Below are 18,940 nucleotides of genomic sequence, written 5' to 3'. Positions count from 1 at the left end.
CCTAAGGTAGCCAAGGTGCAGCCCGACAGGTTCTTCCAATATGGAATTGCTGCTATTCCCTCGTAAAAGGGCAGCTGCCACATCTCCCAGACAAAGTTCAGCAAGAACGCAAAGATTGCGATGTTCAATTCCGGTTGATTCAGTCCGACACGCAGCACTCTCAACGCATTCAGGTTCTTCATAAACTATGCATTCATGTTCAATACATGCCGCCTATAGGACACATAATATTGCTGGTACGGTACGACATTGACAATCCGGGCCTTTCGATTGTACTGGCAGCTCGCCTGTATCACTGAACTCTGGATTCGTCGGGCCGCGACGCACCGTCAGGCAGTCCACGCCCACGCCAGAAGGCGAAGATGGCTGGAAACACCAGCAGTACCAGAATGAGCGCCGAGGCCACACCGCCCAGCATGGGCGCGGCCACGCGCTTCATCACATCGGCGCCGGTGCTGGTGGTGTACATGATGGGAACCAGACCCATGAACAAGGCCATACCGGTCATCAGCTTCGGCCGCAGCCGCTGCGCGGCTCCCTCCATGATCGCTTCCGCCAGATCGGCGCGGGTATTGAGCCGGCCTTCGGCTCGATGACGGCGCCAGGCGATGTCCAGGTACAGCATCATCAGCAGACCCAGCTCTACCGCGAGTCCCGACACGGCGATCATGCCCACCGCGACGGCCACGCTTAGCTTGTACTCTAATAAGGCGAGCAGCCATGTGCTGCCCACCAGCGAAAATGGCAAGGCGAGCATGACGATCAGCGTCTCGACCAGCGATTTCCGATGAAAATACAACATGAAGAAGATCATGAACACGGTCAGCGGCACGAGGATTTTGAGCCGCTGCTTGGCGCGTTCGAAATACTCGAACTGCCCGGCCCAGGAGAGGCGATAACCAGTTGGAATATCCACCTTGTCCGCCACCACTTGCTTTGCCAGCGCAACGTAGTCCGGCACGCCGATGTCATCGTTGACGTCCACGCTCACGATGCCTTGAAGCTGAGCGTCCTCGCTGCGGATCATGGGCGGGCCGGTGCGAAATTTGATGTCCGCGACCTGCGAGATCGGGATCTGCGCGCCATTCGCGGTTGAGATCAGTACCCGTTCCAACGCCTGGACGTCCTCGCGGAACTCGCGCGCGTAACGCACCAGGATATTGTAGCGCTCGCGCCCCTCCACCGTCTGGGATACGACCTTGCCGCCCATGGCCGCGACGATCACGTCCTGCACGTCTACCACATTAAGGCCAAAGCGCGCTGACCTCGCACGATTGATATCGAAGTCCAGAAAGTATCCACCGGTGGTACGCTCGGCGAAGGCGCTGCGCGTATAGGGCGCCGTGCGCGGATCCTTGAGCAGTGCTCGCTCGATCTCTACCGCGGTGTCCTCGATGGCCGCGAGCTCGGTGCCGTACACTTTGATCCCCAAGGTCGAGCGGATGCCGGTTGCCAGCATCTGTGTGCGCGTCTGGATTGGCATCCACCAGATGTTGGGCACGCCTGGAAAGCGCAGCTTTGCATCCATCTCCGCGATCAGCTGGTCCCAGGTCATGCCCGCACGCCACTCGCTCTCAGGCTTGAGCATGATGTTGGTCTCGATCATCTCAAGCGGCGCCGGATCGGTCGGCGAGGTCGAGCGGCCGGCCTTGCCGAACACCCGCTCCACTTCGGGAATCTTCATCAACATCTGGTCCATGGTCTGCAACGTTTGGGTCGCCTCCGAGATGGACATACCCGGTACCGAGGTGGGCATGTAAAGGATGCTGCCCTCGTTCAGGGGCGGCATAAATTCATTGCCCAGCGACTGATAGGCGGGCCAGATGGATACCAAGGCGACGGCCGCCAGACCGACCACGACCCACCGTAGCCGAATCGCGAACCGCACCACAGGCAGGTAAGCCGCAATCAGGATCCGGTTCAGCCAACTACGATCGCCACGGATCTTGCCTCGGATCACCAGCACCGCCAAGGCCGGGATTAGCGTCACCGACAGCAGTGCTGCAAAGAACATCGAATAGGTCTTGGTGAAGGCGAGCGGCTTGAACAGACGGCCTTCCTGGCCTTCCAGCGCAAACACGGGCACGAACGAGACCGTGATGATCAACAGTGCAAAGAAGATGCTGGGTCCGACCTCCTGCATGGCGTCGATGATGACCTCAGTACGCGAGCGGGCCTTTTCTTCCGGGCCAACGTCTCCTGCTTGCCACAGACTTAACCGGCGATGCACGTTCTCGACGATGGCGATCGCCGCGTCCACCATCGCCCCGATGGCGACCGCGATGCCGCCCAGCGACATGATGTTCGCGGTGAGCCCCTGGTAGTACATTGGAACAAACGCCAGGAGCACGGCGATCGGCAGCGTCACGATCGCGACCAACGATGAGCGCACGTGGAGAAGAAAGACGATGATCACCAGTGACACGATGATCATCTCCTCGGTCAACGTGCGCTCCAGGGTATCGATCGCGCGCTTGATGAGGCTTGATCGATCGTAGACTGGAACGACTTCGACGCCCTCGGGTAAATTCGCCTCGACCTCCTTCAGGCGCTGCTTTACGGCCCCGATAACGTCCAGGGCATTCTCGCCGTAGCGCATCACCACGATACCGCCCACGGTCACGCCCTCGCCGTTAAGATCCGACTGGCCGCGAGACATGGCGGGGCCTAGACTCACGGTGGCGACCTGATCCAGCGTGACGGGAATCCCGTCTCTATCCACCTCTAGCACCGCCTTCTCGAGATCCGCGGTCGAATCGATATAGCCGCGGCCGCGGATGAACTGCTCGTGCTCCGCTACCTCAAGTGTCCGACCGCCTACCTCGTTGTTCGACGCGTGCACTGCCATGATGACCTTGTCCAGCGGGATATCGAACGAGGCCAGCTTATTGGGATCGACGTTGACCTGATATTCCTTCTCAAAGCCGCCTACCGAGGCCACTTCGGCCACGCCTTCGACCGATTCGAGCGCAAACTTAAGATTGAAGTCCTGAATGCTGCGCAACTCCGCCAGGCTGTGGCCGCCGGTCTTGTCTTGCAGCGCGTACTGATACACCCATCCCACGCCGGTTGCATCGGGGCCGAGCGTTGGGGTCACGCCTTCGGGTAGCTCTCCTTGGGCGGAATTGAGATATTCCAGCACGCGGGAGCGCGCCCAGTAGATGTCCGTACCGTCATCGAAGATGACGTAAACGAAGGAGAACCCCAAGAAGCTCTGGCCGCGCACGAACTGCACACCCGGCGCCGCCAGAAACGTGGTGGTCAAAGGATAGGTAATCTGGTCTTCCACGAGGTCGGGGCTGCGTCCCTCCCAGTCGGTGTAGACGATTACTTGCACGTCAGAGAGATCGGGGATGGCATCGAGCGGTGCGTTGGCGAGCGATTGATAGCCCCACAGGGTGGCAGCTGCCACCACCAGAATGGTCAACAGCCAGTTGTGCGCGCACCAGGCGATCAGTCGCTTAAGGAACGTCTGCTCGTTGTGATCGTGCGTTACCATTGTGCGATCCCTGTCTTCAGGCGCGCCTCGGAGGCGATCAGGAAGTTCCCGGAGGTAACGACTTCGTCTCCTGCCCGCAGCCCCTCCAGGACCTCGATATAGTCCCCGGCTTGCTGGCCGGCCTTGATCTTTTGCGGCTTGAGATTGCCTCCGCCGATGTCTACGAACACCACTCGACTGTCACCCGCGAACAGAACCGCCTCCTCTGGCACCACGAGACTGCGCCCGAGATCGGCCTTGAGTTTCACCTCGGCATACATGTCGGGCTTGAGGACGCCGTCCGGGTTATTTAACGTGAGCCGGACGCGGCCGGTGCGAGTCATGCCTTGAAGGTAGGGGTAGACATAATCGACCTTGGCCTCGTAGGTCTTGCCCGGCGCGTAGGGAAGAGTCACCACGGCGGGCATGCCAACCTTAACCAGCGGCAGCTCGGCCTCGTAAACCTCCGCCTCGACCCACACCTGTGACAGGTCGGCAATGCGCATCAGGGTTGTGCCGGCCATCATGGCCGAGCCGATCACCACGTGCTTTTCCACAACGGTGCCGCCGCGCGGCGCCGTGATCGGCACGTAATCCAGCGGCTCGCCCCGCTGCTCCAATTCTTCGATCTGGCTCGGCGCCATGTCCCACAACAGCAGCCGCTTGCGGGCCGCTTCGACCAGTCTGCTGCCCTGGCCGAATCGGCCTCTCAAGACTTCGAGGTATTGTTGTTGGGCGGCCAGCAACTCCGGACCATAAACGGTAAATAGCACGTCGCCTTTTCTGACGTCCTTGCCCACATAGTCAGCCTTGAGCTCCCCAATCCAGCCATTGAAGCGCAAGGTCACCTCAGAAAGCTTGGTCTCGTCATAAACGACTTGCCCCACGGCGCGAATGGTGCGCGTAAGATCCCGATAAGCGACTTTACTGGTCTCTACGCCGATGAGCTGACGACGGCGGCTGTCCACCCTGATTGCGTTCGCCGGAACCTCCTGCATCGACTGCATCCCACCCTGACCTGCGGCCCCTGCGCCCGCGACGACCTGCAATCCCTGGCGTCCCGTGGCCATGTCAAAGCTGATCCTCTGGCTACCCATCCCTCCTTTTCGAATCTGGACGGACAATGGCCATTCGCCACTCATGGATAGCGCGAAGGCGCCGAGGTATCGACCGGGTTCGGTTTCATTGAAGTCGGCGGGCGCCTGCATAGGCGGCATCGCACCCATGGCCGGCATCTCGGCCACGGCCTTGATCTGTGCGCCGGATACCGGTTTACCTTGGCTGTCGCGCAGATCGATGATCAGGCGGTTCTCGCCTACCCTGGGTGTCTCTGGCGCTATCGTCACATCAAACTTGAACGGGCCGGCGCGATAGGTCGGCTTGGCGCCACTAGCGCCCGCGGCATCCTGTGACATCTCACCGGCCGACATGACCTTGACCCCGCCGGAGGCGAGCTGCAGACCGGGACGGCCCGTAGCCATCTCAAAGCTCAAGGCAGTCGCGCCTTTGCCGGGTTTCTCGATGCTGATCGACAGAGGCCACTCGCCGCTCATCTCGATGTTCATCGGGCCCGCATATTCACCGGGCGCGACCTGCTCCACACTGGCAGGCGCACGCATTGCCGGCATGGCACCCATCGCCGACATTTCGCCGAATGCCTGAATGTTTGCGTCCTCTACAGGATTGCCCTGTGCGTCCATGACCTTGATCATCAGCTTGTTGTCACCGACCTGGGGCGCTTCAGGGTTTACCGCCACGCTGACCTTGTATGGTCCGGACTGGTACACCGGCGCATCATCCATCGCTTGTGAAGTCATTCCGGAGCCAGACCGCATTCCGGAGTCATCTGAACCGCTGTCAAATAAGCCGTTCAGTTGAGAACCGATCCCCACACCCAGCGCCAAGGCGACCAGGCCTACAAACCACATCGATGATCGTTTACTCATTTGCGTTGCTCTCGCTATCGCTGGGTAGTCCGCTCGGCCATTTCCCGGCGGTCCAGCGTTTCAGTTCGGCCAGCCTCCGGACGTAATCGGCCAGCGCGCGCGCGAACTCCAGCTCTACCATGAGCTTGCGGTTTTCGGCGGTAATCACATCGAGGAAGTCACCGCCACCGGCCCGGTAGTCAGCCTCCGCAGCATTCAGATTGTCCTGTGCCAACGGGACTAACAGGTCGTGATGCAATTCAATTACGTCTACTGTTTCGGTCACCTCGGCGCGGGCGCGCGCGAGCGCCGCGAGCAGTTGCGCCCGGCGATCCGCGAGCTCCCATTGCGCCTGCATGGCGTCGGCCTGGGCCGCATCCTTCAGTGCCCGGTACTTGCTGCGGTTCCACGGCACATTGACGCCTACGCCAACCGTGAAACGTTGGTCATCTTCATCCCAGAAGCTGTCGTAGTCGGCCATGATCTCAAAATCGGGATAAAAATCCTTACCCGCCAAATCGACGCGCGCGCGGCTCGCATCGAGCTGCGCCTGCAGCCCCTTGATCTCGGGGTGATTTTCGATGGCGGTCTGTTGCAGGACTTGCAAGTCGGGTGGCGCGGCAGGAGGTGCCAACTCCGCGGGCGGCGCCAGGTACTCGCTGGGCGCGCGGTTGAGCAGAGCGTTGAGCTGCGCTTGTATCGAGCGCTGCTGCCGCTCGAGCGCAAGCGCCTCATGCAAGAGCCGCGCGTGCTCCAGTTCGGCCTGGATGACGTCCTGCTGCGTGGCTCGCCCAGCGGCGTACTGCGTCTCGGCCACGTTGCGCAGCTCGATCAACAAATCCCGATTGGCCTCGTTAATGGCGAGCGCCTGATGCACGTAGTACCACTCGGCGAAACCTGCCTTCGTCGCGGCGATGATCTCAAGCCGCAGATCCGCCAAGTCCTGACTGGCTGCCACGGCCTCATCGCGTGCGGCATCCGCGCGCAGCGTAAGCGTGCCCGGCCAGGGAATCGCCTGACTGAGCCTGATGCTCTGGCTCAGGCGTTCCCCGGTTATGGTTTGAGGCGCTAGAGCGAAGGCGACCGTGGGATCTTCCAGAGCTCCGGTAGGCTCGATGCGCGATACCGCCGCCTGCGCGGCGGCGCGCAACGCAGGAAGGCTGGGATTGCGCGCCAGCACAGCCTTTACCAGTTGTTGCGACCTGAGCAGTTTCGTGCCCGAAAGCGAATCGGCAGCCACTATGGGTAGGGAAAAAACTGTCAACAGGCAGGCAGCTACGACGCGTTGCGGGTGCATAAGGACATCTCCATTTTCATCAACGAAAACCCGTGTGGGCTGTGACCGATCGGCTCAGTAGTTTGGTAGAACGATTTCGCTCAGCCAGGGCTTGTCCTTAAGCCACGGGTGAGAGATGAAACTCCGCCCGCCGATGTCGTGTGCATCTCTCGATGGTATGTGATCGCACGTGAGCGGCTTCGCGGTTCTACATCCAAGGTGGACCTCATCTTTCGATGAGACTGGTGTGGACGCGCATCCGCTCAGCACTATCGCGCTAGCGACGACCGCACAAAAGGTGAGATTTACTGTTATCACTGTTTTTGTCCTCCTTTAGCTAGGCGCCTAAGACCTAGTCGTCGCGATGAATAGGTACGGTGCCGCGCGGACCAACCCAGCGTTCAACCTCTCGGTAGGGCGCCGGTTCTCTCGCTTCAGAACCCTCCACCGGTATATAACGGCCTCGTGGTCCAAGCGGCACATAGCGCCACAGACGCGTATCGGCGGGCTCAGTACTGGCGCTGACTTCCGGCGAACCAAAGAGGAGCGGAAGAACTGGGCGGGCCTCCGACTGGAAGGCGGTAGTGCCCAGCAAAGCGGCAAACAGGGTGTTCCGGCTCAACCGGCGGAACGCGGCGATAGTTCGAATGTTCATGACACGCCTCATAGCAATGACGTAACAGCACTACGGCATTGATGCCGCAGATCGTCAAAGACCGCTCGGATGCGCAACGGCGCCGAGCGGCGAGGCGGTTTATAGGCGCAGACGCGCTGTGAGCAAGTACAGACGGGAGCCGTTTAGAGATCGCGGCTCGGGAAGAAAAGATACGTGGGAGGTCGAGAAAAACTGGTGAGTAGCGGCCAGCGGCGGAGGCGCGGTGGCAAGATCCGGAGAGCTGTCCCAGAGCTTCTTGATCGGCTGCTTGGCTACCGATTCCGCAGTGGCGCCGAGATCAATACTTTCGTGATCTGCGACTACCCCACAGCAGCGATCACCTGACAAAGCGTCTTCAGATGCAGGGGAGCCATGATGCTCTTCATCGCAGCAGCACTGCGCCGAGATTTGCTCCATCATCGCGCAAGCAAACACCACCTTCACCGGCACCAGTCCGGCGACGGCCAGGAACACCGCAGCCACAAGCCGGCGGATCCAAGGATGGTGGTGAGAGAGCGTCATAGGTGTACGCTTATACAGCTCTTTTCCAGTTTCTGCCACGCGCATGCGGACATCTTCATTGTAGAGGCTGCCACCGCGGCAAAGTTCACGGGTGCTACCACTCAGCCTGTCGCTCTAACTCGCGGTGCAGCAGACCACCGGCCGCATTTTATCGCGCCACGCTGGCTATGACGCAAACCTGACGCGCGTGGATTTAGGCGCTGCATACAGGCTTGCAAGTGGTGGTGACGAATGCGGGGTTTGTGGCCAATGCGAGAACGCGTGTCAGGAAGTGCTCTTCGCACTCTAGCCTGCAAACGCGGGCCTGTTATTCGCAAATATCGACTTCAATGGTCACATGCACCAACGACGGTGTCGCGGCAACCATGCTTTTGTAATGTTGCGGGGACTTTGGATGATGGGCGACGATGACGATCGCGGCGGCGTAAAGGCTCGGCCCGATCGACCAGACATGCAAATCACTGATCCGCGTGTCGCGATCGGCTTCGATACGATCGCGGATTGACTGACAAAGCGTGTCGGGCGCTTGTCGATCCAGCAGCACGCCGCTCGTATCGCGCAGCAGGCCCCACGACCAGCGCGTGACTAGCGCCGCGCCGACCATGCCCATCATCGGGTCCATCCAATACAAGCCGAAATATTTAGCCGCGAGCAATGCAAATATAGCGAGCAGCGAGGTGAGCGCATCGGCCAGCACGTGCAGATAGGCCGATCGCAAGTTGTGATCCGAGTGACCGTGGCTTACGTGGTCGTGCTGGTGGGCGTGCACATGACCGTGACGATCGTGATCATGGTCTTTAAGAATCAGCGCGCACACACTGTTGACCATCAGACCGATGATGGCCACCAGGATGGCGCTGTTGAAGGCGATCGCAACCGGATTGAACAAGCGATCGATGCTCTGCGCCGCCATCATCAACGCAAACCCCGCTAGCAGCACCGCGCCCGTGAATCCGCCCAGAGCATTGACTTTGCCGGTACCGAAGCTGAAGCGCCGATCATGTGCGTGCCGGCGCGCGTAGAAGTAAGCAAAGGCCGTGATGCCCAAAGCCGTGGCATGAGAACCCATGTGCAAGCCATCCGCCAGCAGCGCCATCGATCCGTAGACGGTCCCGGCGATGATCTCCCACACCATCATCGCGGTGGTGAGTCCGATCACGATCCAGGTGCGCCGCTCGCCGGACCGTAGCTGATCCTGACCAAAGCTGTGAGCGTGCTGCCAATCGCTCAAGTGTTCGCGATGCATGTAAACCTCCTGACCGTACGACTAGTCTAGCCCCACACCCGACCATCAGTGTCAATACGCTTGCCCGGCATTATCTTTGAATCCGTGCGCCACGCTGCGCGCCTGCTGCGATGACAAACCTTTCGACGAAGCGCTTGCCATGCACAGGATCAAGACGAGTCGGTAATGGCGTGTTCGACCCGGAACTTACGAAGGACGCGCACCGGTACGCCAGGCACGGGATGCGCCGCGCAGCACGTCGTACGAGGTGTGCAGAAACACCAACGCCAGCAACGCGGCCACGATCAAGTCCGGCCACGAGCTGCCCGCCAACCACACGGCGCCGCCGGCGACAATGACGGCCGCGTTGCCGATCACGTCGTTGCGCGAGCACATCCATACCGAGCGCATGTTCACGTCTTCGCCGCGATGACGTTGCAGCAGCATCAGACAAATCAGATTGGCGATCAGCGCGACCGCGGCCACAGCCATAATCGCGAGCCCTGCCGGTTCGTGGTGCCCCAGCAGCTTTATGACGATGCCGATGATGATCCCAAGGCCGAATGCGAGTTGCACGAGCCCTTTGACAAATGCCGCGCCTGCCCGCCAGCGCAGACTTCGATACGCGACGAACAGGCTGATGGCATAGACGAACGCGTCGCCCAGATTATCTGCGGAATCGGCAAGCAGCGCCGAGGAGTCCGCCCACAAACACGCCGTGCCGAGGGCCAGAAACATCGCTGCGTTAATAACCAGAACCACTTTGAGCGTGACGGCGCGTTCGCGACTTAGCGGCTTGTGGTCTGATTCGTTGTCGTGATTGCACAAAGGCATTCCATTCTTCGCTCATTCGATCGTATGAAGCTCGCGCTGATCGCCGGACTCGCACTCGAAACGGTGCGCGCCTATTTAGTTGGCGGACGCTGGTTACGTGTCGTGCGTCTTCGCAAAGCCTACTCGGCTAGCGTCCCCGCACTCGCGGAATTCCGGCCCGCAGGAAGATTCGCGGCATTCATCTCGTGCCGTGGTCTCGGGTTACAAGGTCGTATGCGTTAGCGCAAACCGGTTGCCCAACATGTTCTTGAGCAGATCGAGCGCTGTCGGCCAGCAGCGCATGTCCGTAATCCGCACGTGTGCTGACAACGCGCACGCGCGCGAACCTAGCGACCAGACGTGCAGATCATGTACGGATACAACGTCGTTTACGGACACCATCGCGCGCGCGACCTCGTCCAGATCCACGTGCGGCGGCACGCCTTCCATCAGTACGTGCAAGATCTCCCGCAGCAGGCGAACACTTGAGACAAGGATCAGCAAACCGATAAAGATCGACAGGATGGGATCGATGGGCATCCAGCCTGTCCACCAGATCACCGCGCCCGCCGCGAGCGCGGCGACGGAGCCCAGCAGATCGCCGAATACGTGCAGCAGCGCGCCGGGCACGTTGAGGCTTTCACTGTCGCCGCGCAGCACCCACACGGCGAGCAGGTTGACCAGTAATCCGGCGAATCCGACGATAATGACCGCTAAGCCGGCCACCGGTTGCGGCTCTAACAACCGATCGATCGCGGTGATGCCGATGGCGACCACGATCGCGACCATAAACAGCACGTTGATGAGCGCGCCGATAATCTCGGCCCGCTTGAAGCCATAGGAATGGCGGGCGGAAGGCGGTTTTTGACTCAGCCATGCCGCCGCCACGCCAATGCCCACGGCAGCCGAGTCCGTGAGCATGTGTCCCGCATCGCCCAGCAATGTAAGCGATCCCGAAAACCAGCCCACTGCTGCTTCGAAGATCGCGAAGGCGCTAGTCAATACCAGCGCGGCGAGCAGACGGCGCTGGCTGCCGTTTTGCGCGTGCGCATGTTCGTGGGTGTGGACCATGGATGGCTAGGCTTGCTGCGATGGATTTTGTGGCATATCAGTGAACAGCTCGTCTTCCGCCTTAAGCGGCCTACCATGGTGCGCGAGTCGATACAGCGCCGGTAGCACCAGCAAGGTCAGTATCGTCGACGAGATGATGCCTCCGATCACCACTGTGGCCAGCGGCCGCTGCACCTCGGCGCCGGTGCCTGCGTTGAACGCCATTGGCACGAAACCAAGGCTTGCCACCAGCGCGGTCATCAGCACTGGCCTCAGGCGCGTGAGCGCGCCGTCGATGATGGCCTCGTTTAGCGCCAGACCATCCGCGCCGCGTTCGCGGATAAAGGACAGCATTACCAGTCCGTTCAGCACCGCCACGCCAGATAACGCGATAAAACCCACACCGGCGGAGATCGACAGCGGAATGCCGCGTAACCAAAGTGCCGCGATGCCACCGGTCAGCGCCAGCGGCACGCCCGTGAATACGATCAAGGCATCGCGAACGTTGCCGAACGCCGAGATCAGCAGCGCGAAGATGATCGCCAGCGCGACCGGCACTACGATTTGCAATCGCTGTGTGGCGGAAATCAGGCTTTCGAAGGTGCCACCGTAATCCAGCCAGTAGCCCGCCGGCAGCTGTACCTGCTGTCGTATGCGGGCTTGAAGATCCTCCACGAAAGAGGCGATGTCGCTCCCGCGCACGTTGGCGGTCACGACCAGGAAGCGCTTGCCGTTCTCTCGGGTAATCTGATTGGGCCCGATCACGTTACGCACCCGGGCGACTTCTGACAGCGGAATGTAATTGGCCGCTTCCGCATGCCCGAAGGCGGCGATTTGCATTCCACCCGCTTGTCCATCTTGCGGGAGCGGAATCGGCAGCCGCCGGATCGTATCCACGTCCGTACGCATATTTTCCGGCAGCCGCACCACCAGCGGAAAGCGCCGGTCGCCCTCGAAAATTTGCCCGGCTTCGCGGCCCCCCAGCGCAATCTGCACCGTGTTCTGAAGACTGGCGATGTCCAGGCCATAGCGATACAGCGCCTGGCGGTTCGGCTCGATGCTCAGCAGCGGCAGTCCGGTCGCCTGTTCGGTACGTACATCCGCCGCGCCGGGAACCTGACTCGTGATGCCCTCGATGGTTTCGCCCAGTTCAATCAGTTGCGCGAACTCATCGCCGTAGATCTTGACCGCGACCTCGGCGCGCACGCCGGAGATCAACTCGTTGAAGCGCATCTGGATGGGCTGAGTGAATTCGTAGTTGTTGCCGGGCACGTTCTCCACGGCCGCCCGCACCTCCGCCACCAGTTTGTCCTTGGACTTGTCCGGATTGGGCCACTGACCGCGCGGCTTCATGATGACAAAGGTGTCCGCCACGCTGGGTGGCATGGGGTCGGTTGCGACCTCCGGCGTGCCAATCTTGCTGAACACGCGATCCACTTCCGGGAACGCCTGAATGGTTTCCTCCAGCTCGGTCTGCATGCCGATCGACTGGGTCAAGGACGTGCCGGGGGTGCGCAGCGCGTGCAGAGCGATGTCGCCCTCGTCCAGATTGGGAATGAACTGCGCGCCCATGCGCGTGGCGAGCAGCCCGCTGGCGACAACCAGCGCTACGGCGAGCGGTGCGACCACCCAGCGCCCCGCGAGCGACCAGCGTAGCAGCGGTCTGTAGACTGCTCTCGCGCCGCGCATCAGCCAGTTCTCGCGGTGGCTCACCTTGCCGGTGACAAATATCGCGACCGCTGCCGGCACGAAGGTTAGCGACAGCACCAGCGCCGCGCTCAGCGCCATGACTACGGTGGCGGCCATGGGATCAAACATCTTGCCCTCGACTCCGCTCAGGCTGAAGATCGGCAGATACACCACCGTAATAATAAACACGCCGAACATGGCTGGGCGGATCACCTCGCGGGTGGCGTCGCGCACCACCTGAAAGCGCTCTGGCCGGTTGAGCAACTGGCCATTCTTTTGCGCTTCGCCCAGCCGCCGGATGCAGTTCTCGACGATGATCACCGCGCCGTCCACGATCAACCCGAAGTCCAGCGCGCCCAGACTCATCAGATTCGCGCTGACCTCGTTCTCGACCATGCCGGTGATGGTCAACAGCATGGACAACGGATGACCATGGCGGTGATCAGCGCCGCGCGCAGGTTGCCGAGCAGCAGGAACAGCACTGCCACGACCAGCAGCGCGCCTTCGAGCAGATTTTTGCGCACAGTCTCGATGGTCTTGTCGACCAGAGTGGTGCGATCGTAAACCGCTCGCGCCTTGACGCCCTCGGGTAGCGAACGATTGATTTCCTGTAACTTCTCCCCCACGGCTGCCGCTACCGTGCGGCTGTTCTCGCCCATCAGCATCATGGCTGTGCCCAGCACCACTTCATCGCCATCCTGCGTCGCCGCGCCGGTGCGCAGATCCTCGCCGAAACCGACCTGGGCCACGTCAGCAACGGTGATTACCAGCCCGTCGCGGCGCGCGAGAATGATGTTCTCGATGCCTTGCATGTTATCCACCATGCCCGGTACGCGGATCAGATATTGACCGCCCTGGCGCTCGATGTAGCCCGCGCCAACATTGACGTTGTCGCGGTTCAACGCCGCGACCACGTCGTCCAAGGTGAGATCGAAGGCCAGTAGCATGGTGGGATCGGGCGTGACGTGATACTGCTGCTCGTAGCCGCCAATGGTGTTGACCTCGATCACGCCTTGCGTCTGACGCAGTTGAGGCAGCACGATCCAGTCCTGCACGGTACGCAGATCCATTGCGTTGTACGGCCGGCCGTCGTCAGTGCGCGCGCCGGGTTCGGCTTCGACCACATACATGAAAATCTCGCCCAGCCCCGTGGCGATCGGCCCCATCTCCGGTTGCACTCCAGGCGGCAGTTCGCCGCTCAAGGTTTGCAGGCGCTCACTGATCTGCTGGCGCGCGAAGTAAATATCGGTGCCTTCCTCGAATACGACTGTGACCTGCGACAAGCCGTAGCGCGAGAGTGAGCGCGTGTAGTCGAGATTCGGCAAACCGGCCATCGCCAGCTCGACCGGATAGGTGATGCGCTGCTCGGCCTCGATCGGCGCGTACCCCGGCGCTTGCGAGTTGATCTGCACCTGCACGTTGGTGATGTCCGGCACCGCGTCGATCGGCAGGCGGTGATAGTTGTACACACCCAGCGCGGCGCTGGCGGCGGCCAGCAGCATGATCAGCCAGCGCTGATTGATGGCGAAACGAATGATTGTGTCTAACATGGCGGAGTCCTCAATGATCGTGCGAAGCGCCGGACTTCTCGATGTCGGCCTTGATCAGATAGCTGTTCCTGACGACGTAGGTTTCGCCGGGTGCGAGACCGCCTTTCACTTCAACGTGCGCCGCCCCGCGCCGCCCCAGCTCCAGCATGCGCACCTCGTAGGTGTCGCCCACGCGCGCAAACACCACCTGGAAATTCCGGAACTGCCGTATGGCCGCGCGCCTTACCGCCAGCGGCACCAGGGTCTCGGCAACGGTGATTACGCCGCGCACGAACTGACCGGGCCGCCATTGTCCGTCTCGATTGTCCAGTACCGCGCGGGCGCGCACGCTCTGGCTGAGTGTCGAGGCGGTGGGTGACAGCATTTCGATACGACCTTGCGCGGACCGGACGCCGTCCAGGCTTTTGATGCGTACACGCTGGCCAACCTGAATGCGCGTCATGTCGCGCGCGAACAAATCCAGCTCCGCCCATACTTTCGAGAGGTCGGCGATGACGAACATTTCTTCGCCGCCGGTTGCCTCACCGGCGGTGGCGTCGAGCTCCAGCACCACGCCGTCGACCGGCGCGGTAACGGCATAAGTTTGCAGGCTCTCGTTGCTTTGCACGCTGGCCAGTTCGTCCCCGGCCTTGACCGTGTCGTTGAGGCGCGCATTGACTGAGCGGATCACGCCCGCATATCGGGCGCGCACGTGCGCGAGGCGTTCGGGGATCATGTGAATCGAGCCGGTGAGCGCCAATGTCTCATGGATGATCGCGGGTCCGGCCTGGTTCACCTCGATATCGGCGGCTTCGGCGGCTTTTGGCGCGATCGTGGTGCGGCCTTCGTAGGACGCGTAATTCCATGAATATTCGCGGCCCTCATGCGCCGCCTGCACGCGCACGTCGAAGGAATGGGGCTCGCGCACCTCGCCTTTGCCTACCAGATAATTCCCTTGCGGCGAAAAGGAGAAACGATCCGTCTCACCGCCAAGACGCGTGATCTCCATGGTGAGGTTCACCTGTTTGAGCGGCACCGGTTGGCCGTTGCGATGTGCGTAAACGCGAAATTCGGGCGGCACGCCCTGCTCATAGACCGTCACTTCGAGCTCGAGCGGCCCCTCATGCAACAGCTTGCCCCCGTGTGGGCCTTCGGCTTCCTCAGCATGCTCGCCTTCGCCATGAGACGCTTTGCTCCCGCCTTGATCGTTCGGTTCCGGCGGCGCGCCGCAACCGGCGAGCAACGTTCCCAACAAGAAAACAAAACCTGCTATTCCCCTCATAATGCCCACGCCTCTCATCGCGTCACCGCGCCGCCGGTCAGGCGCTCGATCTCGATCACGAAATCGTGATAATTGCGCGCCGCCTGGATCGCTTCGCGCTCAATGTCCAAAAGCTCCGCCTGCGCCACAGTCAGTTCCAGAAACGAATAACGCCCGGCCTGAAATCCCGCCTCGGTCTGGCGCAGGTTTTCTTCGGCCTGCGGCAGCACGTCGTTGCGCAGAGTCTCCGCTTCCGTGCGGGCATGCAGCAGCTCCTGATAGATGCCGAACAGCAGCGCTCGCAGTTCCAGCCGTTTGGCCATGGCATCGAATTCGACTCTAGCGTAGTCGGCGGAGGCGGCGGCGATGTCGGGCGCGGCCTGCTGGTTCATGCCGAGCGGGACGGACAGCGAGAACACCAGCGCCTGGTCGTCGAAGGTTTCCAGCCGCCGCACACCGCCGGTGAACTGCACGTCCGGCGTGCGTTGGGTCTCGGCCAGGCGCAGGCGCGCTTCGTTGAGACGCCGCACGTTAACGAAACTCGCCAGATCCGGGTTTTTTTCGATATTCGCGATGAGCTTCGGGAATTCCGGCACCATCGGAAGCGCGTAAAGCGCGCCCGCCGCCGCGTAAGCAGGTTCGGTCTCACCCCACAACACGGACAGGTCTAGCCGCGAGCTAAGTAGCTAATGCTTGGTGTGTTCCTCGTCGATGCGCGCGCGAGCCAGCGCGATCTCGGCGCGATTCTGTTCCGTCACGGGCGCCCGACCGACCGCCACGCGCTCCGCGGTGAGATCCAGCGTCCGCTCGGCAAGTTCGGTGGCGCGCCGCGTGAGCGCGAGTTGCTCCTGATCCGATACCACGTGTGTGAAGCGGCGCGCGACCTCGGCCAGCACGTCCAGCCGGAGCGCCTGCCGTTCCACCGCCGCCAGTGCGCGCGCCTCGCCTGCCGCTAGCACGCGCGCATCCAGCTTGCCGCCCAGTTCGATGACGCGGCTTAACTGCAGGGTCGTCTCCGCGCCCTGCGCGCCGCTCAGGTTTCCGGTGCCGGCAAAGTTTTCGATCTCTCCGCCCGCGACCAGCGGCGGCGACAGGCCCGCCTCGTCGATGAACGCATCCGCCGCGCGCAACGTGTAGCCACCGGCCTGCAATTCGGGATTTCTTGCCAGAGTGAGTGCGACGGCGTCGGTCAACGTCAACGCGCCGACCGAGGCTTCCTGCGCATGAACGCGGACGCCGAGCGCCGCGCTCAGCGAGAACGCGATGATAAACCCGCGCAACGCGAACGGACCGCGAACGTAACTGAAAGAACAAGACATAATGCCTCCACAGGCATGGGCCCGCGCCTGAGCGCGATAACCGGATGCAGGAGTAAAAAACTACAGTGGAGGCTTAGCGGGGTGGCGCGCGCAAGGGTGGCCGCAGGAAGATCGGGTGGTGGTAGAAAAGGCGTTCGGCGATTTCAGGGACGACGGTACTGCGTCCGAGCAATGGCAGTAAAAAGACAAAGGTAACCGCCAGCAGCGCAAGCATATTCCAGCTCTGGCCGGCGCTTTTCCAGAATCCGGGGATGGAGAGATCTCGCTCGCAGGCATCCTCATGACAAGCGCCGGACGTTCCGAAATGCTGAACATGAACCGCCGCCTCCGATTTTCGCGGGCCCGCCGGCTGTTTAACGTGGCAATGAAGCCCCGCGACCTGCACGACGAGCAGCGCCAGCATCAGGCAAGACGACAGAGCAGTTCGATGCTTTAACATTGGGCGGGTCGATAAAAACGTTGCGGACTGTGATGAAGGGAGGCGCTCGCCACCGGAGAATGTACGGCACACTCGTCCAGACTGTCAATCGCAATCCAGTAGCGCGTCTTACATTGCCTGTAAGTCAGTTTTTTGGCTCGGAAGCCTTTAGCATAAAAGTCTTGTAACGTCTGTTACGTTAGCTGTAGCATATATTACAAATGAGAAATGACCATGATTTAACGTGGCTCTTGTTTATCACCAGCGCACCGGGCCAAAGCGGTACGCGGCGTATTCGCTTATGGCGCGCACTTAGGGGTCTAGGCGCCGCGGTGATGCGCGACGGGGTGTATCTGCTTCCAGCGCGTGAGCCATTACGCCAGGCGCTGGAGGAGCAGACGCAAAGTGTGTTGGAGCTGAAGGGAACTGCGTATCTGCTGGACGTCAAGACGCAGAGCGTCGAGGAGGAACAAGCGTTTCGCGCGATGTTTGACCGCGGTGATCAGTACAAGGACCTGATAGAGGCGGTTGCTCACTTCCATGCCGGATTATCCAAGTGGACGGAACCACAGGCGCGACGCGCGCTGAAATCCTTGCGGCGTGACTTCCGTAGCCTCGGCGCCGTCGACTATTTTCCCGGCGCGGCCAAAGAGCAGGCCAGTCGGGCACTACAGGAAGCCGAAGCGATGATTTTGCGGCGTTTTGCGCCGAATGAGCCGAAGGCTGCGCAACGGGAGATGGAGCGGCTGGACAAGGCGCACTATCAAGGCCGAGTGTGGGCTACGCGCAGGCGCTTATGGGTGGATCGGGTCGCCAGCGCGTGGCTTATCCGCTCGTTTATCGATCCCGAGGCGCAATTTGTGTGGCTGGCGAACCCCGCGGAGTGCCCATCAAACGCCCTCGGCTTCGATTTCGACGGCGCTATATTTACTCATGTCGACGATCGAGTCACCTTCGAGATGCTCATAGCCAGCTTCGGATTGGAGAGCGATCCGGCGCTGGCGCGCATCGCCGATCTCGTGCATCACCTGGACGTAGGCGGCCGTCCAGTACCCGAAGCGGCCGGGTTCGAAACCATCCTCACTGGCGCGCGCGAGCGCTGCGCGAACGATGATTGCCTGCTCGCCGAGATGACGCCGGTGCTGAATTGCCTCTATACCGCCTTCGCACCCGCGCCAGCATCAGTCTGACCGTATCAGGCCAAGGCGCAGCAAAACTTGTAACAAAACATTGGTATCAACTCCCATGGCGAGAACTTAGAAATGAGCGAGACGACAAGCCTCACGGCTGACGCCGATTCACCCGCATCACCACAAAACGGACGTGCACGTACTGTGTCCTTTGCCGAGGCATTCCGTGTATGGGTGAGGGTGGCGCTGCTGAGCTTTGGCGGTCCGGCTGGACAGATCGCGGCCATGCACCGGATTCTGGTCGAGGAAAAACGCTGGATCGACGAGAATCGCTTTCTGCACGCGCTCAACTACTGCATGTTCCTGCCGGGACCCGAGGCGCAGCAGCTCGCCATCTACATCGGCTGGCTGCTGCACCGAACCGCGGGCGGGCTGGTGGCGGGAATCCTTTTCGTGCTGCCGGGTTTCGTCTCGATTCTCGTGTTGAGTATTCTCTATGCGGATTATCAAGAAATTAGCATGGTGCAGGCGCTGTTTTTCGGACTGACACCCGCGGTGCTCGCCGTGGTGGTGCAGGCCGTGATCAGGATCGGCTCGCGGGCGCTCAAGAACGTGGTTATGGTGGGACTCGCCGCGGTCGCGTTCATCGG

At 61.2% G+C, this 18,940-nt stretch carries 13 protein-coding genes and 1 pseudogene; 2 read left to right on the top strand and 12 right to left on the bottom strand.

From position 1 onward, the window contains the following. Window positions 1–292 precede the first annotated feature (292 nt). From H0V34_11080 to H0V34_11025, 12 genes and pseudogenes are all read right to left on the bottom strand, one after another. Complete coding sequence (locus H0V34_11080) at window positions 293–3,499, bottom strand: efflux RND transporter permease subunit (protein MBA2492205.1); 3,207 nt, start codon at window positions 3,497–3,499, stop codon at window positions 293–295. After that, window positions 3,493–5,424, bottom strand: a complete 1,932-nt coding sequence (locus H0V34_11075) for an efflux RND transporter periplasmic adaptor subunit (GenBank protein ID MBA2492204.1) — start codon at window positions 5,422–5,424, stop codon at window positions 3,493–3,495. The genes H0V34_11080 and H0V34_11075 overlap by 7 nt, the downstream gene beginning before the upstream one ends. Further along, the gene (locus tag H0V34_11070; protein ID MBA2492203.1) at window positions 5,417–6,700 is read right to left on the bottom strand and encodes a TolC family protein; all 1,284 of its coding nucleotides are present in this window, start codon (window positions 6,698–6,700) and stop codon (window positions 5,417–5,419) included. The genes H0V34_11075 and H0V34_11070 overlap by 8 nt, the downstream gene beginning before the upstream one ends. A 733-nt stretch (window positions 6,701–7,433) precedes the next feature. Further along, entirely contained in the window at window positions 7,434–7,901 is a 468-nt protein-coding gene (locus H0V34_11065; GenBank protein MBA2492202.1) for a hypothetical protein, read from the bottom strand. A gap of 262 nt (window positions 7,902–8,163) precedes the next feature. Then, window positions 8,164–9,102: a CDF family Co(II)/Ni(II) efflux transporter DmeF gene (gene dmeF / locus H0V34_11060; GenBank protein MBA2492201.1), complete on the bottom strand. Its 939-nt coding sequence runs from the start codon at window positions 9,100–9,102 to the stop codon at window positions 8,164–8,166. Between the two features lie 186 nt (window positions 9,103–9,288). Next, on the bottom strand, window positions 9,289–9,915 hold the full coding sequence (locus H0V34_11055) for a cation transporter (protein ID MBA2492200.1): 627 nt from the start codon (window positions 9,913–9,915) through the stop codon (window positions 9,289–9,291). A gap of 201 nt (window positions 9,916–10,116) precedes the next feature. After that, window positions 10,117–10,965 (bottom strand): cation transporter, encoded by an 849-nt coding sequence (locus H0V34_11050; GenBank protein ID MBA2492199.1) that lies wholly within the window; start codon window positions 10,963–10,965, stop codon window positions 10,117–10,119. A 6-nt stretch (window positions 10,966–10,971) separates the two neighbouring features. After that, a pseudogene (locus H0V34_11045) lies at window positions 10,972–14,183 on the bottom strand (CusA/CzcA family heavy metal efflux RND transporter). Between the two features lie 10 nt (window positions 14,184–14,193). Then, window positions 14,194–15,444 carry an efflux RND transporter periplasmic adaptor subunit gene (locus H0V34_11040; protein ID MBA2492198.1) on the bottom strand — a complete coding sequence of 417 codons (1,251 nt, stop codon included), beginning with the start codon at window positions 15,442–15,444 and terminating at the stop codon, window positions 14,194–14,196. A 14-nt stretch (window positions 15,445–15,458) separates the two neighbouring features. Further along, window positions 15,459–16,082, bottom strand: coding sequence for a TolC family protein (locus H0V34_11035; GenBank protein MBA2492197.1), 624 nt, complete (start codon window positions 16,080–16,082; stop codon window positions 15,459–15,461). Window positions 16,083–16,109: 27 nt separating this feature from the next. Then, window positions 16,110–16,742 carry a TolC family protein gene (locus H0V34_11030; GenBank protein ID MBA2492196.1) on the bottom strand — a complete coding sequence of 211 codons (633 nt, stop codon included), beginning with the start codon at window positions 16,740–16,742 and terminating at the stop codon, window positions 16,110–16,112. A gap of 73 nt (window positions 16,743–16,815) precedes the next feature. Continuing rightward, window positions 16,816–17,145: a hypothetical protein gene (locus tag H0V34_11025; protein MBA2492195.1), complete on the bottom strand. Its 330-nt coding sequence runs from the start codon at window positions 17,143–17,145 to the stop codon at window positions 16,816–16,818. A gap of 236 nt (window positions 17,146–17,381) precedes the next feature. Here H0V34_11025 and H0V34_11020 point away from each other — a divergent pair, with 236 nt between their 5' ends. Together H0V34_11020 and H0V34_11015 are read left to right on the top strand one after the other, a co-directional pair. Further along, window positions 17,382–18,350, top strand: a complete 969-nt coding sequence (locus H0V34_11020; protein MBA2492194.1) for a chromate resistance protein — start codon at window positions 17,382–17,384, stop codon at window positions 18,348–18,350. A 72-nt stretch (window positions 18,351–18,422) separates the two neighbouring features. Then, window positions 18,423–18,940, top strand: a 518-nt coding sequence (locus H0V34_11015; GenBank protein MBA2492193.1) for a chromate transporter, incomplete at its 3' end; no start/stop codon positions are given.

This window comes from Gammaproteobacteria bacterium (assembly GCA_013696315.1).
Lineage (GTDB): Bacteria > Pseudomonadota > Gammaproteobacteria > JACCYU01 > JACCYU01 > JACCYU01.
This window is presented reverse-complemented; position numbering and strand designations above follow the sequence as displayed.

Coding starts and splice junctions, on each gene's coding strand:
- H0V34_11080 (MBA2492205.1), bottom strand. CDS start 3,499: ATGGTAACGCACGATCACAACGAGCAGACGTTCCTTAAGCGACTGATC.
- H0V34_11075 (MBA2492204.1), bottom strand. CDS start 5,424: ATGAGTAAACGATCATCGATGTGGTTTGTAGGCCTGGTCGCCTTGGCG.
- H0V34_11070 (MBA2492203.1), bottom strand. CDS start 6,700: ATGCACCCGCAACGCGTCGTAGCTGCCTGCCTGTTGACAGTTTTTTCC.
- H0V34_11065 (MBA2492202.1), bottom strand. CDS start 7,901: ATGCGCGTGGCAGAAACTGGAAAAGAGCTGTATAAGCGTACACCTATG.
- dmeF (MBA2492201.1), bottom strand. CDS start 9,102: ATGCATCGCGAACACTTGAGCGATTGGCAGCACGCTCACAGCTTTGGT.
- H0V34_11055 (MBA2492200.1), bottom strand. CDS start 9,915: ATGCCTTTGTGCAATCACGACAACGAATCAGACCACAAGCCGCTAAGT.
- H0V34_11050 (MBA2492199.1), bottom strand. CDS start 10,965: ATGGTCCACACCCACGAACATGCGCACGCGCAAAACGGCAGCCAGCGC.
- H0V34_11040 (MBA2492198.1), bottom strand. CDS start 15,444: ATGAGGGGAATAGCAGGTTTTGTTTTCTTGTTGGGAACGTTGCTCGCC.
- H0V34_11030 (MBA2492196.1), bottom strand. CDS start 16,742: ATGTCTTGTTCTTTCAGTTACGTTCGCGGTCCGTTCGCGTTGCGCGGG.
- H0V34_11025 (MBA2492195.1), bottom strand. CDS start 17,145: ATGCTGGCGCTGCTCGTCGTGCAGGTCGCGGGGCTTCATTGCCACGTT.
- H0V34_11020 (MBA2492194.1), top strand. CDS start 17,382: ATGAGAAATGACCATGATTTAACGTGGCTCTTGTTTATCACCAGCGCA.